The organism is Aeromonas sobria, assembly GCF_000820145.1.
GTDB classification, from domain to species: Bacteria; Pseudomonadota; Gammaproteobacteria; order Enterobacterales; family Aeromonadaceae; genus Aeromonas; species Aeromonas sobria.
On the sequence record NZ_CDBW01000029.1, the window covers coordinates 23,801 to 41,715 of the forward strand.

13 protein-coding genes are annotated in these 17,915 nt (G+C 59.0%); 8 read left to right on the plus strand and 5 right to left on the minus strand.

Features of this window, described 5'->3' with window-relative positions:
* The first annotated feature begins 120 nt into the window (after positions 1 to 120).
* From BN1135_RS13225 to xdhC, 6 genes are all read left to right on the plus strand, one after another.
* Positions 121 to 1,644 (plus strand): nucleobase:cation symporter-2 family protein, encoded by a 1,524-nt coding sequence (locus BN1135_RS13225; protein WP_042021800.1) that lies wholly within the window; start codon positions 121 to 123, stop codon positions 1,642 to 1,644.
* Positions 1,645 to 1,696: 52 nt separating this feature from the next.
* A complete protein-coding gene (guaD, locus tag BN1135_RS13230) occupies positions 1,697 to 3,013 on the plus strand; it encodes a guanine deaminase (RefSeq protein WP_042021803.1) in 1,317 nt (438 codons plus the stop codon).
* A 396-nt stretch (positions 3,014 to 3,409) separates the two neighbouring features.
* Complete coding sequence (locus BN1135_RS13235; RefSeq protein WP_223290139.1) at positions 3,410 to 4,711, plus strand: NCS2 family permease; 1,302 nt, start codon at positions 3,410 to 3,412, stop codon at positions 4,709 to 4,711.
* Positions 4,712 to 5,104: 393 nt separating this feature from the next.
* The gene (gene xdhA, locus BN1135_RS13240) at positions 5,105 to 7,423 is read left to right on the plus strand and encodes a xanthine dehydrogenase molybdenum-binding subunit XdhA (protein WP_042021806.1); all 2,319 of its coding nucleotides are present in this window, start codon (positions 5,105 to 5,107) and stop codon (positions 7,421 to 7,423) included.
* Complete coding sequence (gene xdhB / locus BN1135_RS13245) at positions 7,416 to 8,294, plus strand: xanthine dehydrogenase FAD-binding subunit XdhB (RefSeq protein WP_042021808.1); 879 nt, start codon at positions 7,416 to 7,418, stop codon at positions 8,292 to 8,294. The genes xdhA and xdhB overlap by 8 nt, the downstream gene beginning before the upstream one ends.
* Positions 8,291 to 8,776: a xanthine dehydrogenase iron sulfur-binding subunit XdhC gene (gene xdhC / locus BN1135_RS13250; protein ID WP_042021810.1), complete on the plus strand. Its 486-nt coding sequence runs from the start codon at positions 8,291 to 8,293 to the stop codon at positions 8,774 to 8,776. Before xdhB ends, xdhC begins: the two co-directional genes overlap by 4 nt.
* A gap of 119 nt (positions 8,777 to 8,895) precedes the next feature.
* Here xdhC and BN1135_RS13255 read toward each other — a convergent pair whose 3' ends face one another.
* A complete protein-coding gene (locus BN1135_RS13255) occupies positions 8,896 to 9,435 on the minus strand; it encodes a glycine zipper 2TM domain-containing protein (RefSeq protein ID WP_042021812.1) in 540 nt (179 codons plus the stop codon).
* Positions 9,436 to 9,951: 516 nt separating this feature from the next.
* On the opposite strand from BN1135_RS13255, the gene BN1135_RS13260 reads away from it, so the two are divergent.
* The gene (locus BN1135_RS13260) at positions 9,952 to 10,140 is read left to right on the plus strand and encodes a hypothetical protein (protein ID WP_042021814.1); all 189 of its coding nucleotides are present in this window, start codon (positions 9,952 to 9,954) and stop codon (positions 10,138 to 10,140) included.
* A 66-nt stretch (positions 10,141 to 10,206) separates the two neighbouring features.
* On the opposite strand, the gene BN1135_RS13265 is transcribed toward BN1135_RS13260, so the two are convergent.
* The gene (locus tag BN1135_RS13265; RefSeq protein ID WP_042021816.1) at positions 10,207 to 11,733 is read right to left on the minus strand and encodes a YfcC family protein; all 1,527 of its coding nucleotides are present in this window, start codon (positions 11,731 to 11,733) and stop codon (positions 10,207 to 10,209) included.
* A 656-nt stretch (positions 11,734 to 12,389) separates the two neighbouring features.
* Between BN1135_RS13265 and BN1135_RS13270 the strand changes: the two genes are divergently transcribed.
* A complete protein-coding gene (locus BN1135_RS13270; protein WP_042021819.1) occupies positions 12,390 to 14,012 on the plus strand; it encodes an acyl-CoA synthetase in 1,623 nt (540 codons plus the stop codon).
* A gap of 92 nt (positions 14,013 to 14,104) precedes the next feature.
* On the opposite strand, the gene BN1135_RS13275 is transcribed toward BN1135_RS13270, so the two are convergent.
* The 3 genes from BN1135_RS13275 to BN1135_RS13285 all read right to left on the minus strand — a co-directional run bounded on the left by BN1135_RS13275 (position 14,105) and on the right by BN1135_RS13285 (position 17,750).
* Entirely contained in the window at positions 14,105 to 15,406 is a 1,302-nt protein-coding gene (locus BN1135_RS13275) for a sensor domain-containing diguanylate cyclase (protein ID WP_223290137.1), read from the minus strand.
* Between the two features lie 234 nt (positions 15,407 to 15,640).
* Positions 15,641 to 15,844 (minus strand): hypothetical protein, encoded by a 204-nt coding sequence (locus BN1135_RS13280; RefSeq protein WP_042021824.1) that lies wholly within the window; start codon positions 15,842 to 15,844, stop codon positions 15,641 to 15,643.
* A gap of 664 nt (positions 15,845 to 16,508) precedes the next feature.
* Positions 16,509 to 17,750 (minus strand): lipase family alpha/beta hydrolase, encoded by a 1,242-nt coding sequence (locus BN1135_RS13285; protein ID WP_042021826.1) that lies wholly within the window; start codon positions 17,748 to 17,750, stop codon positions 16,509 to 16,511.
* Positions 17,751 to 17,915 lie beyond the last annotated feature (165 nt).

A 17,915-nucleotide genomic window follows, 5' to 3' on the forward strand; every position in this document is an offset into this window, starting at 1 on the left:
CAACAGAGGCAGAGACCGGCAGGGGGAGCAAGCTCCCCCTGCCGGATCAACCCGGGTCACTGTGGGGTGTGATGCGCCGGGGTTATTGGATCGTTTTCGATACGCCGGGAGTAATGAAGGATGTCTAAGAAATCGCGCAAGGACTCTGATCTTATCTACGCCTTGGAAGATAAGCCCCCCTTTGGCCAGTCGCTGGTCGGGGCTGTTACCCATCTACTGGCCATACTGGTTCCCATGGTTGCTCCGGCCCTGATCGTCGGGGCCGCCCTTAATCTTTCCCAAGAGATCACCACCTATCTGGTCTCGATGTCGATGATCGCCTCTGGCATCGGCACCTGGTTGCAAGTTCATCGTTACGGGCCCATTGGCTCGGGCCTCCTTTCCATTCAGTCGGTCAACTTCTCGTTCGTCACCGTGATGATCTCCATCGGGACCGCCATGGGGAAGGAGGGGATCGACGAAGCCCAGATCATCTCCTCGTTGATGGGGATCTCCTTCGTCGGAGCCTTTCTGGTGATGGGGGCCTCCTTTGTGCTGCCCTATCTGACCCGGGTCATCACCCCCACAGTGAGCGGTATCGTGGTGCTGATGATCGGTCTGTGTCTTATCAAGGTCGGCATCATCGACTTTGCCGGCGGTATGGCTGCCAAGAGCAGCGGTACCTTCGGTAACTATGAAAATCTCGGTGTCGGTTTGCTGGTGTTGGCAGTCGTCATCGGTTTTAACTGCTGCAAGAGCCCCCTGCTGCGCATGGGGGGGATCGCCATCGGCTTGCTGGTGGGCTATCTGGTCTCCATGATGCTGGGGATGGTGGACTTTTCTGTCTTGCAGGGGTTGCCCCTGATCACCGTGCCCATGTTGTTCAAATATGGTTTCTCCTTTGATTTCGGTGCCTTTCTGGTGGCGGGCACCATCTATCTGCTGAGCGTGCTGGAAGCGGTCGGGGCGCTGACCGCCACCGCCATGGTCTCTCATCGTCCGGTGGAGGGGGAGGAGTACACTCGCCGCCTCTCCGGTGGGGTGCTGGCCGATGGCTTGGTATCGGTGATTGCCTCGGCGCTGGGTTCCCTGCCGCTCACTACCTTCTCCCAGAATAACGGGGTGATCCAGATGACCGGGGTCGCCTCCCGTCATGTGGGCAAATTCATCGCCATGATCCTGGTGATCATGGGCATCTTCCCGGTGGTGGGTCGCTTCTTTACCACCATTCCATCACCCGTCCTCGGCGGGGCCATGACGCTGATGTTCTCGATGATCGCCATTGCGGGGTGCCGGATCATCATGACCCACGGCATGGATCGGCGGGAGACACTGATTGTGGCCACCTCGCTGGGGCTTGGGCTCGGTGTCTCCTATGACCCGAGTGTTTTCAGGGTGCTGCCCGATGCCCTCTATGTCTTGGTGGAAAACCCCATCTGCGCCGGGGGGATCACCGCCATCATCATGAATCTGGTGTTACCGCAAAGCCGCAAGCGCAAGGTGGCCGTCAAGGATGCCGAGGCGGTGGAGGTTATCCAGCTAAGCGACAAACCGGATGTGATCTTTACCGCCCGCAGCGCGGGCCAGCCATCGGCCAGCAAGGGTGAGGGTTCACTAGAGCCAGTGCCCAGGCAAGCGGTGGCGCCACAAGTGGAACGGATCTGACGGTTAAACCGGCAAAAAACGTCAACAGAACAAGAGAAACAGGGAAACGGTTATGAAAAACGACAACTCTGTCAAAGCGGTGCGCGGCAGTTTCTTCGATATCACCCGGGTGGTGGATCAGCCCGAGGAGATTGAGGCCAATGCCCGTCTTATCGAGGATGGCCTGCTGATCATTCGCAACGGTTGCATCGACTGGTTCGGTGAGTGGGAGGAGGGCAAGGCGCGCATTCCGGCCGAGGTGCGGGTGCGGGATTATCGCGGCAAGATGATAGTGCCGGGCTTTGTCGATACCCACATTCACTATCCTCAGAGCGAGATGGTGGGGGCCTACGGCGAGCAATTGCTGGAGTGGCTCAACAGTCACACCTTCCCGGCCGAGCGGCGCTACAACGATCTCGAGTATGCCCGCGAGATGTCCACCTTCTTTATCAAGCAGTTGCTGCGCAACGGCACCACCACTGCGCTGGTGTTCGGCACCGTTCATCCCGAGTCGGTGGACGCCCTGTTCGAGGCGGCCAGCCGCATCAATATGCGGATGATCGCCGGCAAGGTGATGATGGATCGCAATGCCCCCGATTATCTGCTTGATACCGCGCAGAGCAGCTATGTGCAGAGCAAGCAGCTTATCGAGCGCTGGCACGGCAATGGTCGCCTGCTTTATGCCATCACACCACGATTTGCCCCCACCTCGACCCCCGAGCAGCTCACGATGGCGCGGCGACTGCGCGAAGAGTTTCCCACCACCTATCTGCACACCCATCTGTGCGAGAACAAGGATGAGATCGCCTGGGTCAAATCCCTTTTCCCAGCGCACAAGGGCTATCTCGATGTCTATCACCAGCATGGGCTGACCGGTCACAACTGCGTCTTTGCCCACTGCGTCCATCTGGAAGAGCAGGAGTGGGATTGCCTGAAGGAGACCGGCTCCACCATCGCATTTTGCCCCACCTCCAACCTCTATCTCGGCAGTGGCCTGTTCAAGCTGCACAAGGCGTGGCGCAAGCAGATAAAGGTAGGGATGGGCACCGACATCGGCGCCGGCACCACCTTCAACATGCTGCAGACCCTCAACGAGGCCTATAAGGTGATGCAGTTGCAGGGCGAGCGGCTTTCGGCCTATCAGGCCTTCTATCTGGCCACTCTGGGCGGCGCCCATGCGCTGGGGTTGGATGAGAAGATCGGCAGCTTTGCGGTGGGCAAGGAGGCGGATTTCGTGGTGCTCGACCCGGTCGCCACCCCGCTGCAGCAGCTGCGTTATGACAACTCTACCACCCTGCGGGACAAGCTCTTTGTGTTGCTGACCCTGGGGGATGACAGATCCATCTACCGCACCTATGTGGATGGCCAACTGGTACACGAACGGGGGTAGGGGATGGAGGGGGCTGCCACGGCGCAGCCCCAAAGCATACGGCGGCTGGCGTACCCCTAGGGGCGCCAGTCTTGCCGCACGACAGGGGATCTCCCCGCAATAGAACCTGAAATGGCCCGGTTTTTTGACCAGCAAGGCAAACGTTTGAGTCAAGGCTGCCTGCCCTGGTCTGTCTGTCGCTCTCTCTGCCGCCATCGCCTGTTTTTCACCAGACAGGCGCTCGGTAGACCCGCAGATCCTGTCGCCATTTCGTCATGGAACATTCAGGCGCGTGTGAAGGAGTTGGGTATGACCCAAGCAAACAGCAGGACAAACAGCGTGGAACAGCTGGCCAATGATGACGCCAGCAACAGCGCACCAAAGCAACAGCCGCTCACGGCTCTAGATCGCTACTTTATGATCAGCGAGCGGGGCAGCAATATCAGGCAGGAGGTACTGGCAGGCCTCACCACCTTCCTTGCCATGGTCTACTCGGTGATCGTGGTGCCGAGCATGCTCGGCAAGGCGGGCTTTCCTCCCGCTGCCGTGTTTGTCGCCACCTGTCTGGTGGCAGGTTTTGGTTCGCTGCTGATGGGGCTCTGGGCCAAGCTGCCAATGGCCATTGGTTGTGCCATCTCGCTGACTGCGTTTACCGCCTTCAGTCTGGTGCTGGGGCAGCAGATCCCCATTCCGGTGGCGCTGGGGGCCGTCTTTCTGATGGGGGTGATCTTTACCGCCATCTCGGTGACCGGGGTGCGTAGCTGGATCCTCGACAACCTGCCGATGGGGATTGCCCACGGCACCGGCATCGGGATCGGTCTCTTCCTGCTGCTCATCGCTGCCAACGGGGTGGGGCTGGTGATCAAGAACCCGCTGGAGGGGCTGCCGGTAGCGCTGGGGGCCTTTACCTCCATGCCGGTCATCATGTCCCTGATCGGCCTTGCGGTGATCTTCGGGCTGGAGAAGTTGAAAGTACCGGGGGGGATCCTGCTGGTGATCATCGCCATCTCCATCTTCGGCCTTATCTTCGATCCGGCGGTGAAGTATCAGGGGCTGTTCGCCCTGCCGAGCCTATCGGACGAGCAGGGCAAGTCCCTCATCTTCACTCTGGATATCATGGGGGCTCTCTCGCCGCTGGTGCTGCCAAGTGTGCTGGCGCTGGTGATGACGGCGGTGTTTGATGCCACCGGCACCATCCGTGCAGTAGCGGGGCAGGCCAACCTGCTGGATAAAGATGGTCACATCATCAACAGCGGCAAGGCCCTCAGTGCCGACTCGGTCAGCAGCATCTTCTCCAGTCTGGTGGGGGCGGCGCCTGCTGCCGTCTATATCGAATCGGCGGCAGGCACGGCGGCGGGGGGCAAAACCGGCCTGACTGCCACCGTGGTGGGCGGCCTGTTCCTGTTAATGCTGTTCCTCTCGCCGCTCTCCTATCTGGTGCCAGCCTATGCCACCGCTCCGGCCCTGATGTATGTGGGGCTCTTGATGCTGAGCAACGTCACCAAGCTCGATTTCGATGACTTTGTCGGGGCCATGTCCGGGCTGGTGTGCGCGGTCTTTATTGTGCTCACCTGCAATATCGTCACCGGCATCATGCTCGGCTTCAGCTCGCTGGTGATCGGCCGCATCTGTTCGAAGGAGTGGCACAAGCTTAATCTGGGCACCGTCATCATCGCCCTGGCGCTGGTGCTCTTTTATGCAGGGGGGTGGGCTATTTAGGGATAACCCGCCCGCTTGGGGCCGCGCTGGCGGCCCCATTTTTTATGCTTGTTGTTTTTTTATGTCTGCGGCGCTCAGCCCGCCCACGCTGGCTATCACGTCTCGGCCGCCTGTAGTTGAGTGGTGCCATGGCTATACCATTTTGATAAATCTCCCTACCAGATTGATAGGCTCTCGCCCTCGCAGCTCCCATCCTGCCGCTTTTTTCACCGTCGATGTGTCCCGTTTGCTCAGGGGCGGGTCTGCTTTTGTCGCTGCGGGTTGGCAAAGGGGAGCTAGACGGGATCCCCTTCACACTTCTCCCCATTGTCCTGGCGCGGGTGGGAAACAGGCGCATATCTTGCTGTTTTTTATGTCGGTTCCAGATTTTTCCCTTCGAAAAAGGACTTGCATATGTCCATAGGATTACCGCTCAAGCGGGTGGATGCCGAGGCCAAGGTGACCGGCAGCGCCCGCTATACCGATGACAACATCATGCTCGGGATGCGCCACGCCAAGTACGTGCGAAGCAATATCGCCCACGGCAAGGTGCTCGCCATCGATGCGACCGAGGCGCTGGCCCTGCACGGGGTCGAAGCCGTGTTTACCCATGCAGATGTGCCCACCACCTGTTTTCGTACCGCCGGTCACGCCTGGTCCCTCGATGAGACCAAACGGGATGTGAAAGACAGGCGCCTGCTCACCGACCATGTGCGCCATTTCGGTGATGGGGTCGCCATCGTGGTGGCGCGCGATTCGCTGGTGGCTGAAAAAGCGGCCGCGCTGGTTAAGGTGACCTACGAGCCGTTGCCGGTGATGACAGATGCTGCAAGCGCACTGGCGGACGGTGCCTATCCCATTCACCCGAGCGGCAATCTGCTGCGCCAAAGCCAACTCAGAGCCAATGAACCGGAGCAGGCCATTGCCGCTGCCGATCTGCAGTTTCAGGCTCACTATCAAACACCTGTGGTGCAGCACTGCCATCTGGAGACGGTGACCTGCTACGCCTACATGGATCAGCCGGATCACATCATCGTGGTCAGCAGCACCCAGATCCCCCAGATTGTGCGCAGCCGGGTGGCCAAATCCCTCGGCCTGCCCTGGTCCAGCGTGCGAGTGATCAAGCCCTATATGGGGGGCGGTTTTGGCAACAAGCAGGATGTGCTGGAAGAGCCGATGGCGGCATTTTTGAGCTACAAGCTCGGTGGCGTGCCGGTCAAGGTAACCTTGAGTCGGGAAGAGTGCTTCTTCGCCTCCCGCACCCGCCACGGCTTTGCCATCGACGGCAAGATGGGCCTCAACCGCGACGGCACCCTCAAAGGCTATCAGCTGGACGTGCTCTCCAACACCGGCGGGTATGCCTCTCACGGCCACTCCATCGCCAGCGCCGGTGGCAACAAGATCAGCTACCTCTATCCGCGCAGCGCTTTTGGTTATGACGCCACGACCTTCTACAGCAATCTGCCCACCGCCGGTGCCATGCGCGGTTACGGCGCGCCGCAGGTGATTTTTGCCCTCGAATGCATGCTGGATGATGCCTGCGCCGAACTGGGGCTGGATCCGCTTGATGTGCGCATCGCCAACGTGGCGCGGGAGGGGGACGTCAATCAAGTCAACCAGAAGACCATCTACAGCGCCGGGTTGCCGGACTGCCTGCTGCGTGGTCGCGAGATGTTCGAGTGGGATCGGCTCAAGGCCGAGTGTCTGGGGCAGGATTCTGCCAGCCGGGTGCGGCGCGGCATCGGGGTGGCGTGCTTTAGCTACGGCTCCAACACCTATCCGGTGGGGGTCGAAATTGCCGGGGCCCGCATGCTGCTCAATCAGGATGGCACCGTCAATCTGCAGATCGGTGCCACCGAGATAGGGCAGGGGTCGGATACCGTCTTTGCCCAGATGGCGGCCCAGACCCTGGGCATTCCGTTTGAGCAGATCCGGGTCATCTCGACTCAGGATACCGACATCACCGCCTACGATCCGGGCTCGTTCGCCTCGCGCCAGAGTTATGTGGCGGCCCCTGCCATCCATCAGGCGGCGCTGCAACTGCGGGCCCGCATTCTGTCGCTGGCGGCCCAGCTCTGCCATCAGGATGTAGGGTCGCTGACCCTGATCGACGGCTACGTGGTGCTGGCCGGAGCGCCGGACAAGGTGCTGATCAGCGTCGCCGAGGTGTCGGTCAACGCCTACTACCACCTCACCATCGGTGGCCAGATCACCGCCGAGGTCTCCCACAAGACCACCACCAATCCGCCCAGTTTCGGCTGCACCTTTGTCGATCTCAGCGTCGATATCGATCTCTGCAAGGTGGCCATCAACCGCATCATCAACCTGCATGATGCCGGCAAGATCCTCAATCCGCAGCTGGCGGAGGGGCAGGTGCACGGTGGCATGGGGATGGGGATCGGCTGGTCGCTGTTCGAGGAGATGATCATCGACGCCAAGAGCGGCGTGGTGCGCAACCCCAACCTGCTCGACTACAAGTTCCCCACCATGCTGGATTTGCCCGAACTTGAATGCGACTTCGTGCAGACTTATGAGCCCCAGTCGGTCTATGGCCACAAATCACTGGGGGAACCGCCGATCATCTCCCCCGGCCCGGCGATCCGTAACGCCATTCGCATGGCGACCGGGGTGGCCATCAACGAGCTGCCCATCACCCCCAAGACCCTGTTCCGGGAGTTTGTCGCCGCGGGTCTGATTACCGAGGGATCACGGGAGGAGCAACACCATGTTTGATATTGCCCGTTACTACAAGGCGCACAGTGTGGCCGAGGCAGTCGCCCTGCGCCAGGCTGACCCCGAGGCGCGTCTCTTGGCCGGTGGCACCGATGTGATGATCCAGCTTCATCACCTCAACGCCGCCTATCGCCATATCGTCGATATTCACGACTTGCCGGAGCTCAAAGGGGTGAGCGAGTTGCCTGATGGGTCGATCCGTATCGGCTCTGGCACCACCTTTACCGAGATCATCGAAAACGAACTGGTACAGCGCCGCCTGCCGATGTTGGCCGAAGCGGCTGCCACCATCGCGGGCCCGCAGATCCGCAACGTCGCCACCTATGGCGGCAATATCTGCAACGGCGCCACCAGTGCCGACTCGGCAGCGCCCACAGTGGCACTAGAAGCAGAGCTGGAAATTGCCGGCCCGGGTGGCACACGCCGCATTCCCATCGCCGGTTTTCACACCGGCCCGGGCAAGGTGGCGCTGCAACCGGCGGACATTCTGGTGGCGTTTCATTTTGCCCCTGATCACCATCCCCATGTGGGATCCCACTACTTCAAGTACGCCATGCGGGGGGCCATGGATATTGCCACCATCGGCTGCGCCGCTTACTGCCAGATTGAGAATGGCCACTTCAAGGGGCTGCGGCTGGCCTACGGAGTGGCGGCCCCGACACCGGTGCGCACGCCTCACGCAGAAGCGGCGGCCGAGGGGCAACCCCTGACCCGGGCGACGCTCGCGGCCATTGCCGAGGCGGTGGTGGCCGATGTGGCGCCGCGCTCCTCCTGGCGGGCGGAGAAAGAGTTTCGCCTGCACCTTATCAAAACCCTGGCGCAGCGGGTGGTCGCCTGCGCTGTCGAACGTGCCGGAGGCAAGATCCTATGATGCAATCGCAAAGCTGTCCCACTGTTGCGATCCAGTGCGAGATCAACGGCAAGCCCTACTCCTATGCGGTGTCACCCACCATGTCGCTGCTCTACTTCCTGCGTGGGCAGGGGCTGATCAGCGTGAAAGAGGGGTGCAGCGTCGGCGAGTGCGGCGCCTGTACCGTGCGGGTAGATGGCACCGCCATCGACAGCTGCCTCTATCTGGCGGTCTGGGCCGATGGCAAATCCATTCGCACAGTGGAGGGGGAGCGCAAAGGCAATGAGCTTTCCGATGTGCAACAGGCCTTTATTGACGAGGGGGCGGTGCAGTGCGGTTTTTGCACCCCGGGCCTCGTGATGGCGAGCGCGGCTTTGCTCGACAAGACAGATCGCCGTCCGCTGACCGATGCGGAGATCCGCCGCGGCCTCTCGGGCAACCTCTGCCGCTGCACCGGTTATCAGAACGTGGTGCGGGCGGTGAAGAAGTGCTGCAAGGGGTAACAGCCTGAGCGCAATGACCGTGAGTGCCGTTGTTTGGAGTAACGGGAAACAAGCCGCCCCAAAAAACACAGGCCCGCCTCGAAAGAGGCGGGCCTATTGCTGACTGGCACCAAGGGGGATCACACTTTTGGCTGGTCGATCACCAGTTTGCCATCCTTGATCGGGATGGTGGCACCCGGGGCTTGCTTCATGCGGATCACCCCCTCCTGGCCAGCGAGGCGGTAGGTCACGTCATAACCTATGGTGTTGACGCTGCTCTGTTGCACGGTTTTGCAGCGCTGCTCGGTGGTGGTGTAGGTGTCGCTTGCCTGCATATTGCCCTGTACCTGATTACCGGCATATCCCCCTGCCACAGCTCCGGCAGCGGTAGCCACCTTCTTGCCGCTGCCACCGCCAAACTGGTGGCCAACCACCCCTCCCAGCGCGGCACCCACCACTGAACCCAGGATCTTGTGTTCATCCTGTACCGGCTTGCGGTGGGTCACAGTGACGTTGCTGCACTCCTGCTTCGGGGTCTTGATGGTTTCGGTGATCGGCTTGCTGGCGATCACCTCGGCAAAGGTGGGCTCCGGGGTGAAGAGGGAGCCGCTGGCCGCTGCCGAGAGCGCCAGGGCCGAGGCGATGCCAATGCCGATACCTGCCATCATGGACGTGTTCATGTTGTTCTCCTGCCGTGTATAGGGTGCTCATCGAGCTTGGCGTCATCTTGTCATAACCGGTTGGTTGGACAAGGTCAGGCGTGCGGGTCTGCGACAGTTGCTGACAAGGTCAAAAAATAGCCACCCTGAAAAAGTGTCTGGCTTTGGCGACAACGATGTAAAAGTGACCAGATTCTGACACTTGGCGGCTCCTGATCCTGAAATAAGCAAGGTGTGAGTCGCATTTTGCAATGAAAGACGCGGGGGAAAAGCAAGAGTGGCAAGGTGTTGACGGCGGTCGGTCAAGGGGTGGCGATGGTGGTGGTGCTCTGCCCTTCGATATGGCCCGCAAGTGGTTGATAAATAGCTATAGCCCCATTAGATGTTGGCCGATAAGAGATCACGGCAAGCATTTTGCTTTGGTTAGGTGGCAGACAGAGGGTGAACGGGTCGGCAGGGGCAGAGGAAGTGTGACAGCCACGTAAGACCTGAAATGGATGTGTTCACCCGAGGTCACCGGATCAATAAGGGGGATATATGTCAATGTTACCCAGCTGGATCACCCCGGCCATCCAGGCCGACATCATCACGGTGCAGCAGGCCGAACGTCTGCTCTCATCGCTCTACCAGCCTCTTGCCGAACAGGGGGAGGAGCTACCCGCCGATATCGCCGACATCAGCCTCAAACTCTACTGCTTCCGCCAGCAGAGCCGGGTACGTCATTAAGGCTGAATAACAACACCCCGCGTCAGGGCGCGGGGTGTTGTTACCAACGCATCAAGCGTCAGCCAATCAGGCCAGCATCACTTGCACTACCAGCATCAGGGCGCCAAATCCCAGCACAAAGCCCACCATGGGCAGCACGAACTTGACCCACTTGTTGAACTGGATGCCGAGCATCTGCAGAGTGACCAGCACCAGTCCGGTGGGGGCCAGGAACAGCATGGCGTATTGCCCCCAGTTGTAGGCCGAGACCACGATATAGCGGGGAATCATCACGGTATCTGCCAGCGGTGCCATGATGGGCATGGAGAGCACCGCCAGCCCGGATGAGGAGGGCACTACCAGCCCCAGCAGGGCGAATACCAACATCTGCGACACCGCGAATACGGCGCCGTGCATGCCGGAGACCAGATCGGAGGCGTAGGCTAGAATGGTGTCCGAGATCATCCCCTGATCCAGCACCAGATTGACCCCCCGTGCCAGCCCGATGATGAGCGAGACCGCAACCAGTTCCGACGCCCCCTGAGTGAAGGCCTCGACCGCCTCTTTCTCTTTGAGACCCGAGATGAAAATGATGATGATGGCGATGGTCAGGAAGGAGGCCGCCATCTGCGGGAACCACCAACCGGCCATGGAGACGCCCCACACCATCAGCGGAAAGGCGAGGATAAACAGGGTCAAAATGATCTTGCGGCGTAGGGTGAAGGGCACCCCTTCGTCCATGGACCCCTCTTTGAGAAAACGGGCGCGAAAGCTGTCGCGATCCTCATAGGTGTAGGAGAAGGCCGGGTTGGCCTTGATCTTCTTGCAGTACCAATAGAGATAACCGATCACTACTAGCGTTCCGACCAGACAGCCGACGACACGAAAGATCAGCCCCTCGGTAAAGGGAATGCCGGCGGCATTGGAGGCGATCACCACCGAGAAGGGGTTGATGGTGGAGAAGGTAGTGCCCATGGAGGCGGCGAGGAAGATGGCCCCCACGCAGACGATGGAGTCATACCCGAGCGCCAGAAAGATAGGCACCAGTATGGGGTAGAAGGCGACAGCCTCTTCCTCCAGTCCGCAAGTGGTGCCTCCCAGCGCCATCACGAAGCAGACCAGCGCCACAAACAGGAACTCGTTGCCCCGGGTCTTGCGCGATAGCGCCACCAGCCCCGCACTGAAGGCGCCGGTCTTGTTGATGACACCGATCAGCCCCCCGAGCACCAGAATAAAGACGATGATATCCGCCCCCTCGATGGTGCCCTTGACCATGCTGACCGCCACGTCACCGAGCCCCTTGGGTGTCTGCTCCAACCGGGCATAGGTGCCGGGAATGGCGATGGGTTTACGAATGGTGCCGTTGGTAAATTGATCCACCGCAATATTGATATTGAGTTTTGCCAACGCATCCTGAGTGGCGGGTATGCGGCTAATGTCACCTTGTGGGCTATTGACCATCAGAGTTGCACTGGCTGGATTATAAGAGAGCTTGGAGTAGGCGCCCGCCGGAATTATCCAGGTCAGCGCAATGGCCAGCAACATAATAAAAAACAGAATGGTAAACGCAGTGGGGAATTGTCTGCGTGGTGTGGTATTCGGCACGGCACACATAAAATGCTCCTTGATAAAGCAGGTTTGGGCTCGGCGGAATATCGGGTCAATAGGGTTTCTGCGTCATACATCTCGAGTACGCAAATTCACTGTGGATCGCGTAGTGATTGGCGAGAAATCTGGCCTGATATTGAACATCCGGTAGATTGTTTCACGCTGTAACCGTAACCCGTGCGTAGCTGGATGAACATGGCGCAGTGCTCGCTTTATGGGATGGCTCACAGAATTTATTTGTCACGAATTTAATGACTGGTATGAAATAAACAGCATTATGCAATAACTATTTCAGTCTTAGTGCAACGTTACTTGCCTTAAATAAAAAATCATGAAAATAGTGGGCGCTGAGATGAATGGAATATCAGATAAAGCGATTTTGACTAAACAATATTCATCCATCGTCAACTTTAGTTATGCCCCAAAAAATAGAGCGTGAAAAAATCGGCACTATTTCTCGTAACGAAAATAGATTTCCGCAATTAAAATAGATCGCCCCGTTGGCAGGAGGCAGCTCCTCTAAGACGTTTTGCTAATACCTGCCGCCACTGGCGCACTGTTAGGCTGTCATCCCCATAAGAGACCAGCGATGGGTAGGATGCCCATGTCGCTCGTTGATCCCGGAACTGCCCGTTTTGTGCCACCTGTGAGGAAGGAATCCGATGACAGAGCAGAACATCTATGAGCGCGACCTTGCCAAAACTGCCGCCAATTTCGAGCCCCTGACCCCCATCAGCTTTTTGGGGCGGGCGGAGCGGGTCTATCCCGACTATCCGGCGCTGATCCACGGCTCGCTGCGCCAGAACTGGGGCGAGACCGCCCGCCGTTGCCGCCAGTTTGCCTCGGCCCTGCGGCTGCGTGGCATCGGAGAGGGGGATACCGTCTCCATCGTTGCGCCCAATATCCCGGCGATGTTTGAGGCGCACTTCGGGGTGCCGATGAGCGGCGCGGTGCTCAACACCATCAATACCCGGCTCGATGCCGAGTCGATGGCCTTTATCTTCCAGCATGCCCAGAGCAAGGTGGTGCTGGTGGACAGGGAGTTTGGCCTTGTGGTGCGCAAGGCGCTGGAGCTGCTGGAGCACCAGCCGCTGGTCATCGCTATCGACGATCCCCTCTACCGGGAGGGGGCGCTTATTGGTGACCTCGACTATGAACAGTTCCTTGCGCAAGGGAGTGGCGATGAGCCCGGCTGGCTGCCAGAAGATGAGTGGCAGGCTATTTCGCTCAACTATACCTCGGGCACCACCGGCAATCCCAAAGGGGTGGTCTATCACCATCGCGGTGCTCACCTCAACGCCATCAACAATGTGCTCTCCTGGGAGCTGCCCAAACACCCGGTCTATCTCTGGACCCTGCCGATGTTTCACTGCAACGGCTGGTGCTTCCCCTGGACGCTGGCCGTGACCGCTGGGGTGAGCATCTGTCTGCGCCATGTGCAGGCCACCGCCATTTATGACGCGCTGCACGAGCACAGGGTGAGCCACTTCTGCGCGGCGCCCATCGTGCTCAATATGCTCAACAATGCCGATCCGGCGCTCAAGCGGGGGCTGGATCACCCCATCAAGGTGATGACCGCCGGGGCGGCGCCCCCCGCGACCGTGATCGCCGGGATGGAGGCGATGGGGATCGCCGTGACCCACGTTTATGGCTTGACCGAAACTTATGGCCCCTGCGTGTTGTGCGAACCGCAAAGAAGTTGGGAAGGGCAGGACGCCACGGCGCTCTCCCGCCTCAAGGCGCGGCAGGGGGTTGCGTCACCGCTGCAGGGGGAGATGCGGGTGGTCCATCCGGTCAGCGGCGAGCCGGTAGCCAAAGATGGCAAGTCCATGGGAGAGATAGTGCTGCGGGGCAATGTGGTGATGAAGGGCTATCTCAAAAATCCGGCGGCCAGCGCAGAGGCGATGGCGGAGGGGTGGTTTCGCAGCGGGGATCTGGCGGTGTGGCACCCGGATGGTTATGTGGAGATCAAGGACAGATCCAAGGACATCATCATCTCCGGCGGCGAGAACATCTCCAGTCTGGAGGTGGAAGATGTGCTCTATCGCCATCCCGATGTGGACGAAGCGGCAGTGATCGCCATGCCCGACGAGAAGTGGGGGGAGGTGCCCTGCGCCTTCGTGAAATTGAAAGAGGGGCGAGAGACCACCCAGGCGGAGCTGATCGCGTTTTGCCGGGAGCAGATGGCCCACTTCAAAGCCCCCAAGCGGATCATTTTTACCCCGCTACCCAAGACCTCTACCGGCAAGGTGCAGAAATTTGTGCTGCGCAAACAGCTGGGATAGCGATCAACAAGCTCCGTGACTGCGCCAGCGTGGGCCATCAATCTGAGGGACAACAGAAGGAGAGTGGAGGGTCGCAGGCCCCCGTTGTTTAGCTAGTCTGCCTTGCACACCACGCAATTGCGGCCAGCCTGTTTGGCTTGATAGAGCATCTGGTCGGCGCGGGCGTAGAGGCTTTCCATCAATTCGCCCTCACTATTTTCCACCAACCCGGCGCTGATGGTGATGATGAGTTCATCGCCATCGTGCAGGGCTAACGGACTTTGCATCACCTGTTGGCACAGCCGTTCGGCCAGCGACGAAGCCGCCGACAACCTGGTGTTGGGCAGTAAAATGGCAAATTCGTCGCCGCCGATGCGGGCTAGCACATCTTCGCTGCGCAGCACCGATTGCATCACCCTGCCCAGATGAATCAGCGCCCTGTCCCCCAAGGGGTGACCATAGCGATCGTTGATGCACTTGAACTGATCCACGTCCAGTACCATCAGTACCGATTTGACGTGGTGGCGGGCATTCAAACTCAGGTTCTTTTCGCATACCTCAAAGAAGAAACGGCGATTATAGAGGCCGGTGAGGCCATCTTGCACCGACTGCTGGTGCAGTTGTTCCTTGAGTTGATGCAGCTCGGTGATATCGGAGGAGATGCCGATCAGGGTCGGGGTGCCATCGGCCAGTAAAAAGGGCACCTTGACGGACCAGTAGTATTGCTGATTGCCCTCAATATCGGTCAATGACTCTTCCCCGGCTTGCAGCTCGCCCGTTTCGAATACCCGGTTGTCCAGCCGCCACAGCTGGCAGGCGCTGGCCGCAGGGATCACCTCGTCATCGCGCCGGTTGATGATCTGCTCGGCAGGAAGGCCAAGTAGATCAGAGACCTTTTGATTGACGTAGAGAAAGCGGTGCTGGCTGTCTTTCATATAGATATGGGCATCCACGTTGGCGAGGATAATTTCCAGCAATTGATGCTGTTCTGCCAGATGAGCCTCGATCTGCTTCTTCTCGGTGATATCGGTAGAGATGCCGCACAGGCCAATCAGTGCGCCATCCCTGCCATACATGGGCTTTTTTACGCTCCAGTAGATGCGTTTCTCACCGGTCTCTTTGAGGTAGTTGATCTCCTCCTGACAAATCTCGATCTGCTGTGTCAGTACCTGACGATCATGACGTTGCAGGGTATCCGAGTGGTCGAGGTCAAAAAAAGCACTGTCATCCTGGCCCTGCAGCTCGGCCAGGGTGCAACCAAAGAGATCCAGCACGGCCTGATTGGCATAGACGTAGCGGCCATCCAGATCTTTGGTAAAGAGGTAGGCACCGATCTCGTTGAAGATCGATTTGAGGTGATCCAGCTCATATTCTAATCGGGTGGATAAGGGGGCATCCTTCATGGGGTTGGCCATCCTTGGTCATTACAATGCGAGCGTTGTATACCGATGTAATGGGTATCAACTGCTTTAAATTAAGCACGGATCCCGAGATCATTCACGATTATTCCCGCAAGATCAGCGCCATATCACAAAGCATCTGTTGTGGGTGACGTGGCGGGATTTATAAGAGCCCTTTGCGAAGGCAGCCAGCACCTGTGGCGCCGGGGTGAGCGGCCATTATTGACGAGATCGACCGGATCGATGTAGTTACCCCTGCGGTATTCTGACCCCTTTATCAAGATAGAGGCTGCTGTAGTGAGAGCGATGGGTGACGAACATCACCTGATGACGGCTACCGTCGGAGAGGATAATAAAGTCGCCCGTCATGGCGGGGCTCTGCAGGGTGATCTCCTGCTCCGGGGTGGTCAGGCGATCGACATCTTCTTTGAAGGTGAGGGTGTAAGAGTACATATGGCGCTCCACTGCTGGCTCATATCAAACACTCTGTTGAAGGTAGCTGCTGGCAAGGCCATACGCGGAGCCCGAATGGCGCCGTTAGAGCAAAAAGCAGGATAATCGGGTTGAACCGGGTTTTGGGGGGGAGCCGTAATCTGGTTAACCCAGGCCACTGATGTGCAAAACCGCCAGCTTAAGGTGGCCAACATATCGGGCTCACTTCACGCTGGCGGTTTTTCTTATTGAGGTATGTTCAGCTGCTATTTCAGGGCTTTTTTCAGTTTCTTGATCTTGCCTTCATGTTTGGCAATTTTCTCAAGACGTGCGGCGATCTTCTTCTTGATCTCTTTTTTGTTCACTTTGGCCATAGGTGGCGCTCCTTTGCTATGGGGACACACAAGGTGTCATGGTGGTCTGTCCTTCGACAACCCAGCCTGCCACAGGCGCCCGCTCTGGGCCAGCACTCTGTTGTATTAATAGACAGTTTTCGCTGGGGTGACGATATACCAGGCCGTCGAGAATTCAGACAGATCAGTGACACTGCGGTGGGAAGATCTGCAGGCCGGCATGGTACTTTTCGGCGTTGTGTCCACCGGTTGCCACATTCATGATGCCATTAGCGTCGCCCCATGGCGGACGAATTAGCGGTGTCGCCGAATCCTTGTTGGTAGGCCGACCCTTATGCCTTATGCGGGGCAAGCCATTGCAGCAGTTGTTGGCCCACTTGCGGGCTGGCGAGCAGGGCCATATGGCTGGTGCGGTAGGCAATCATGGTATGAGAAGGGGGGAAGGTCAGCTGGTGGCGAGCCTCGTTGTGCTGGCCGAGGGCGCTACGCAAGGGGACCAGCCCATCGCCAATCAATCTGTCTGCCAGCAGACTGCGTTTGGCGGCGGTGGTGGCCGCGATGGCAAAGCAGTTCACCCCGGCAGGCAGGGGTAGTGGTGTGCGCGGATCTCGCAAGTGCGTAGGGTGGACGGGCGCTGCGAGCGGCTCGATCACCTTGCCGTGGCGCAGATCCTTGATCCCGATGCTGCGCACCCTTGCCAGCCTGACAAAGGGCTCGGTGTAAGTGGTAGCGGGCAACAGTTGCTCTAGCCAATGGCCTGCATGTTCCAGCGGCGCACCATGGTGGGGGGTGCCGATAAAGAGCAGGTTGCGCAGGTGTGCGGGCCAGGCGAGATCACCGTGGTTGGCATAATGACAAGCGCTGCGGGCAACCAGTCCCCCCATGCTGTAGCCCAGCACGCTGATCTCCTTGAGTTGCCCCGGCCAGTGGTTGGTCAACTGTTCCAGCAACAGGGCCAGCTGTTGGCCATTTTGGGCAATGGGCAGCCCCGAGTTGTAGCGCAGATAGAGGGGCACATAACCAAGGGTATTAGCCAGATTTTCCCCATGATTGACGGGCTGGTCCTGATAGCGGGTTTGCCACTGCAGATCATTCATGCACAGGCCATGCACCATCAACAGTACCCGTCCTTCGGGGGGAAGATCTGCGGGCATCGCCTGCCAATCAAGAGGCTTGTCTTGATAGCGCAGGGTCATGGGGGTGGCGAGGGCGTTGTCGCTCTCGACCAGCTTGTCCCCCATTATCCCGTTGAGGGTGGCGATCAGAGCGGCGCGTTTGGGGGTCTCGGGAATGTGGTGCAACGGCGGGGTCGGCGGCAGGTGCGTCAGCAGCCCATTAATGCCATGGCTCAAGGTGTTGGCCGCCCCATGCACACCTTTGTAAACCAGCCCGGTGATCCCCCCAGTCTTCCCTTTGTCTCGCCCCTTAAACCCCATGCCGCTCAATATCGCTTGATGCACAGCTTCGGTCATCTGTACTGCGGCGGGCAGGGCCAGGGTGAGCAACTGCGCCAGCTCGCGGAGATCCGAAACATGCCACGAGGAGGGTTGTGGTTTGTCTGTCGACTGGGTCATGGGAAGCCCTTGTGAAAGCGGGTATCGCGTTGTCGGCCCGTGCCGTACATTGGCGGCGTATCTCTCTATCAAACCAGCTTGCGCTGTTTGTGGCGGGTTTACCAGTAACGGGCCGGGCATGGTGGGGCTGATGAGAACCGCTTGCGAAGCCGGTCACAGTAATGA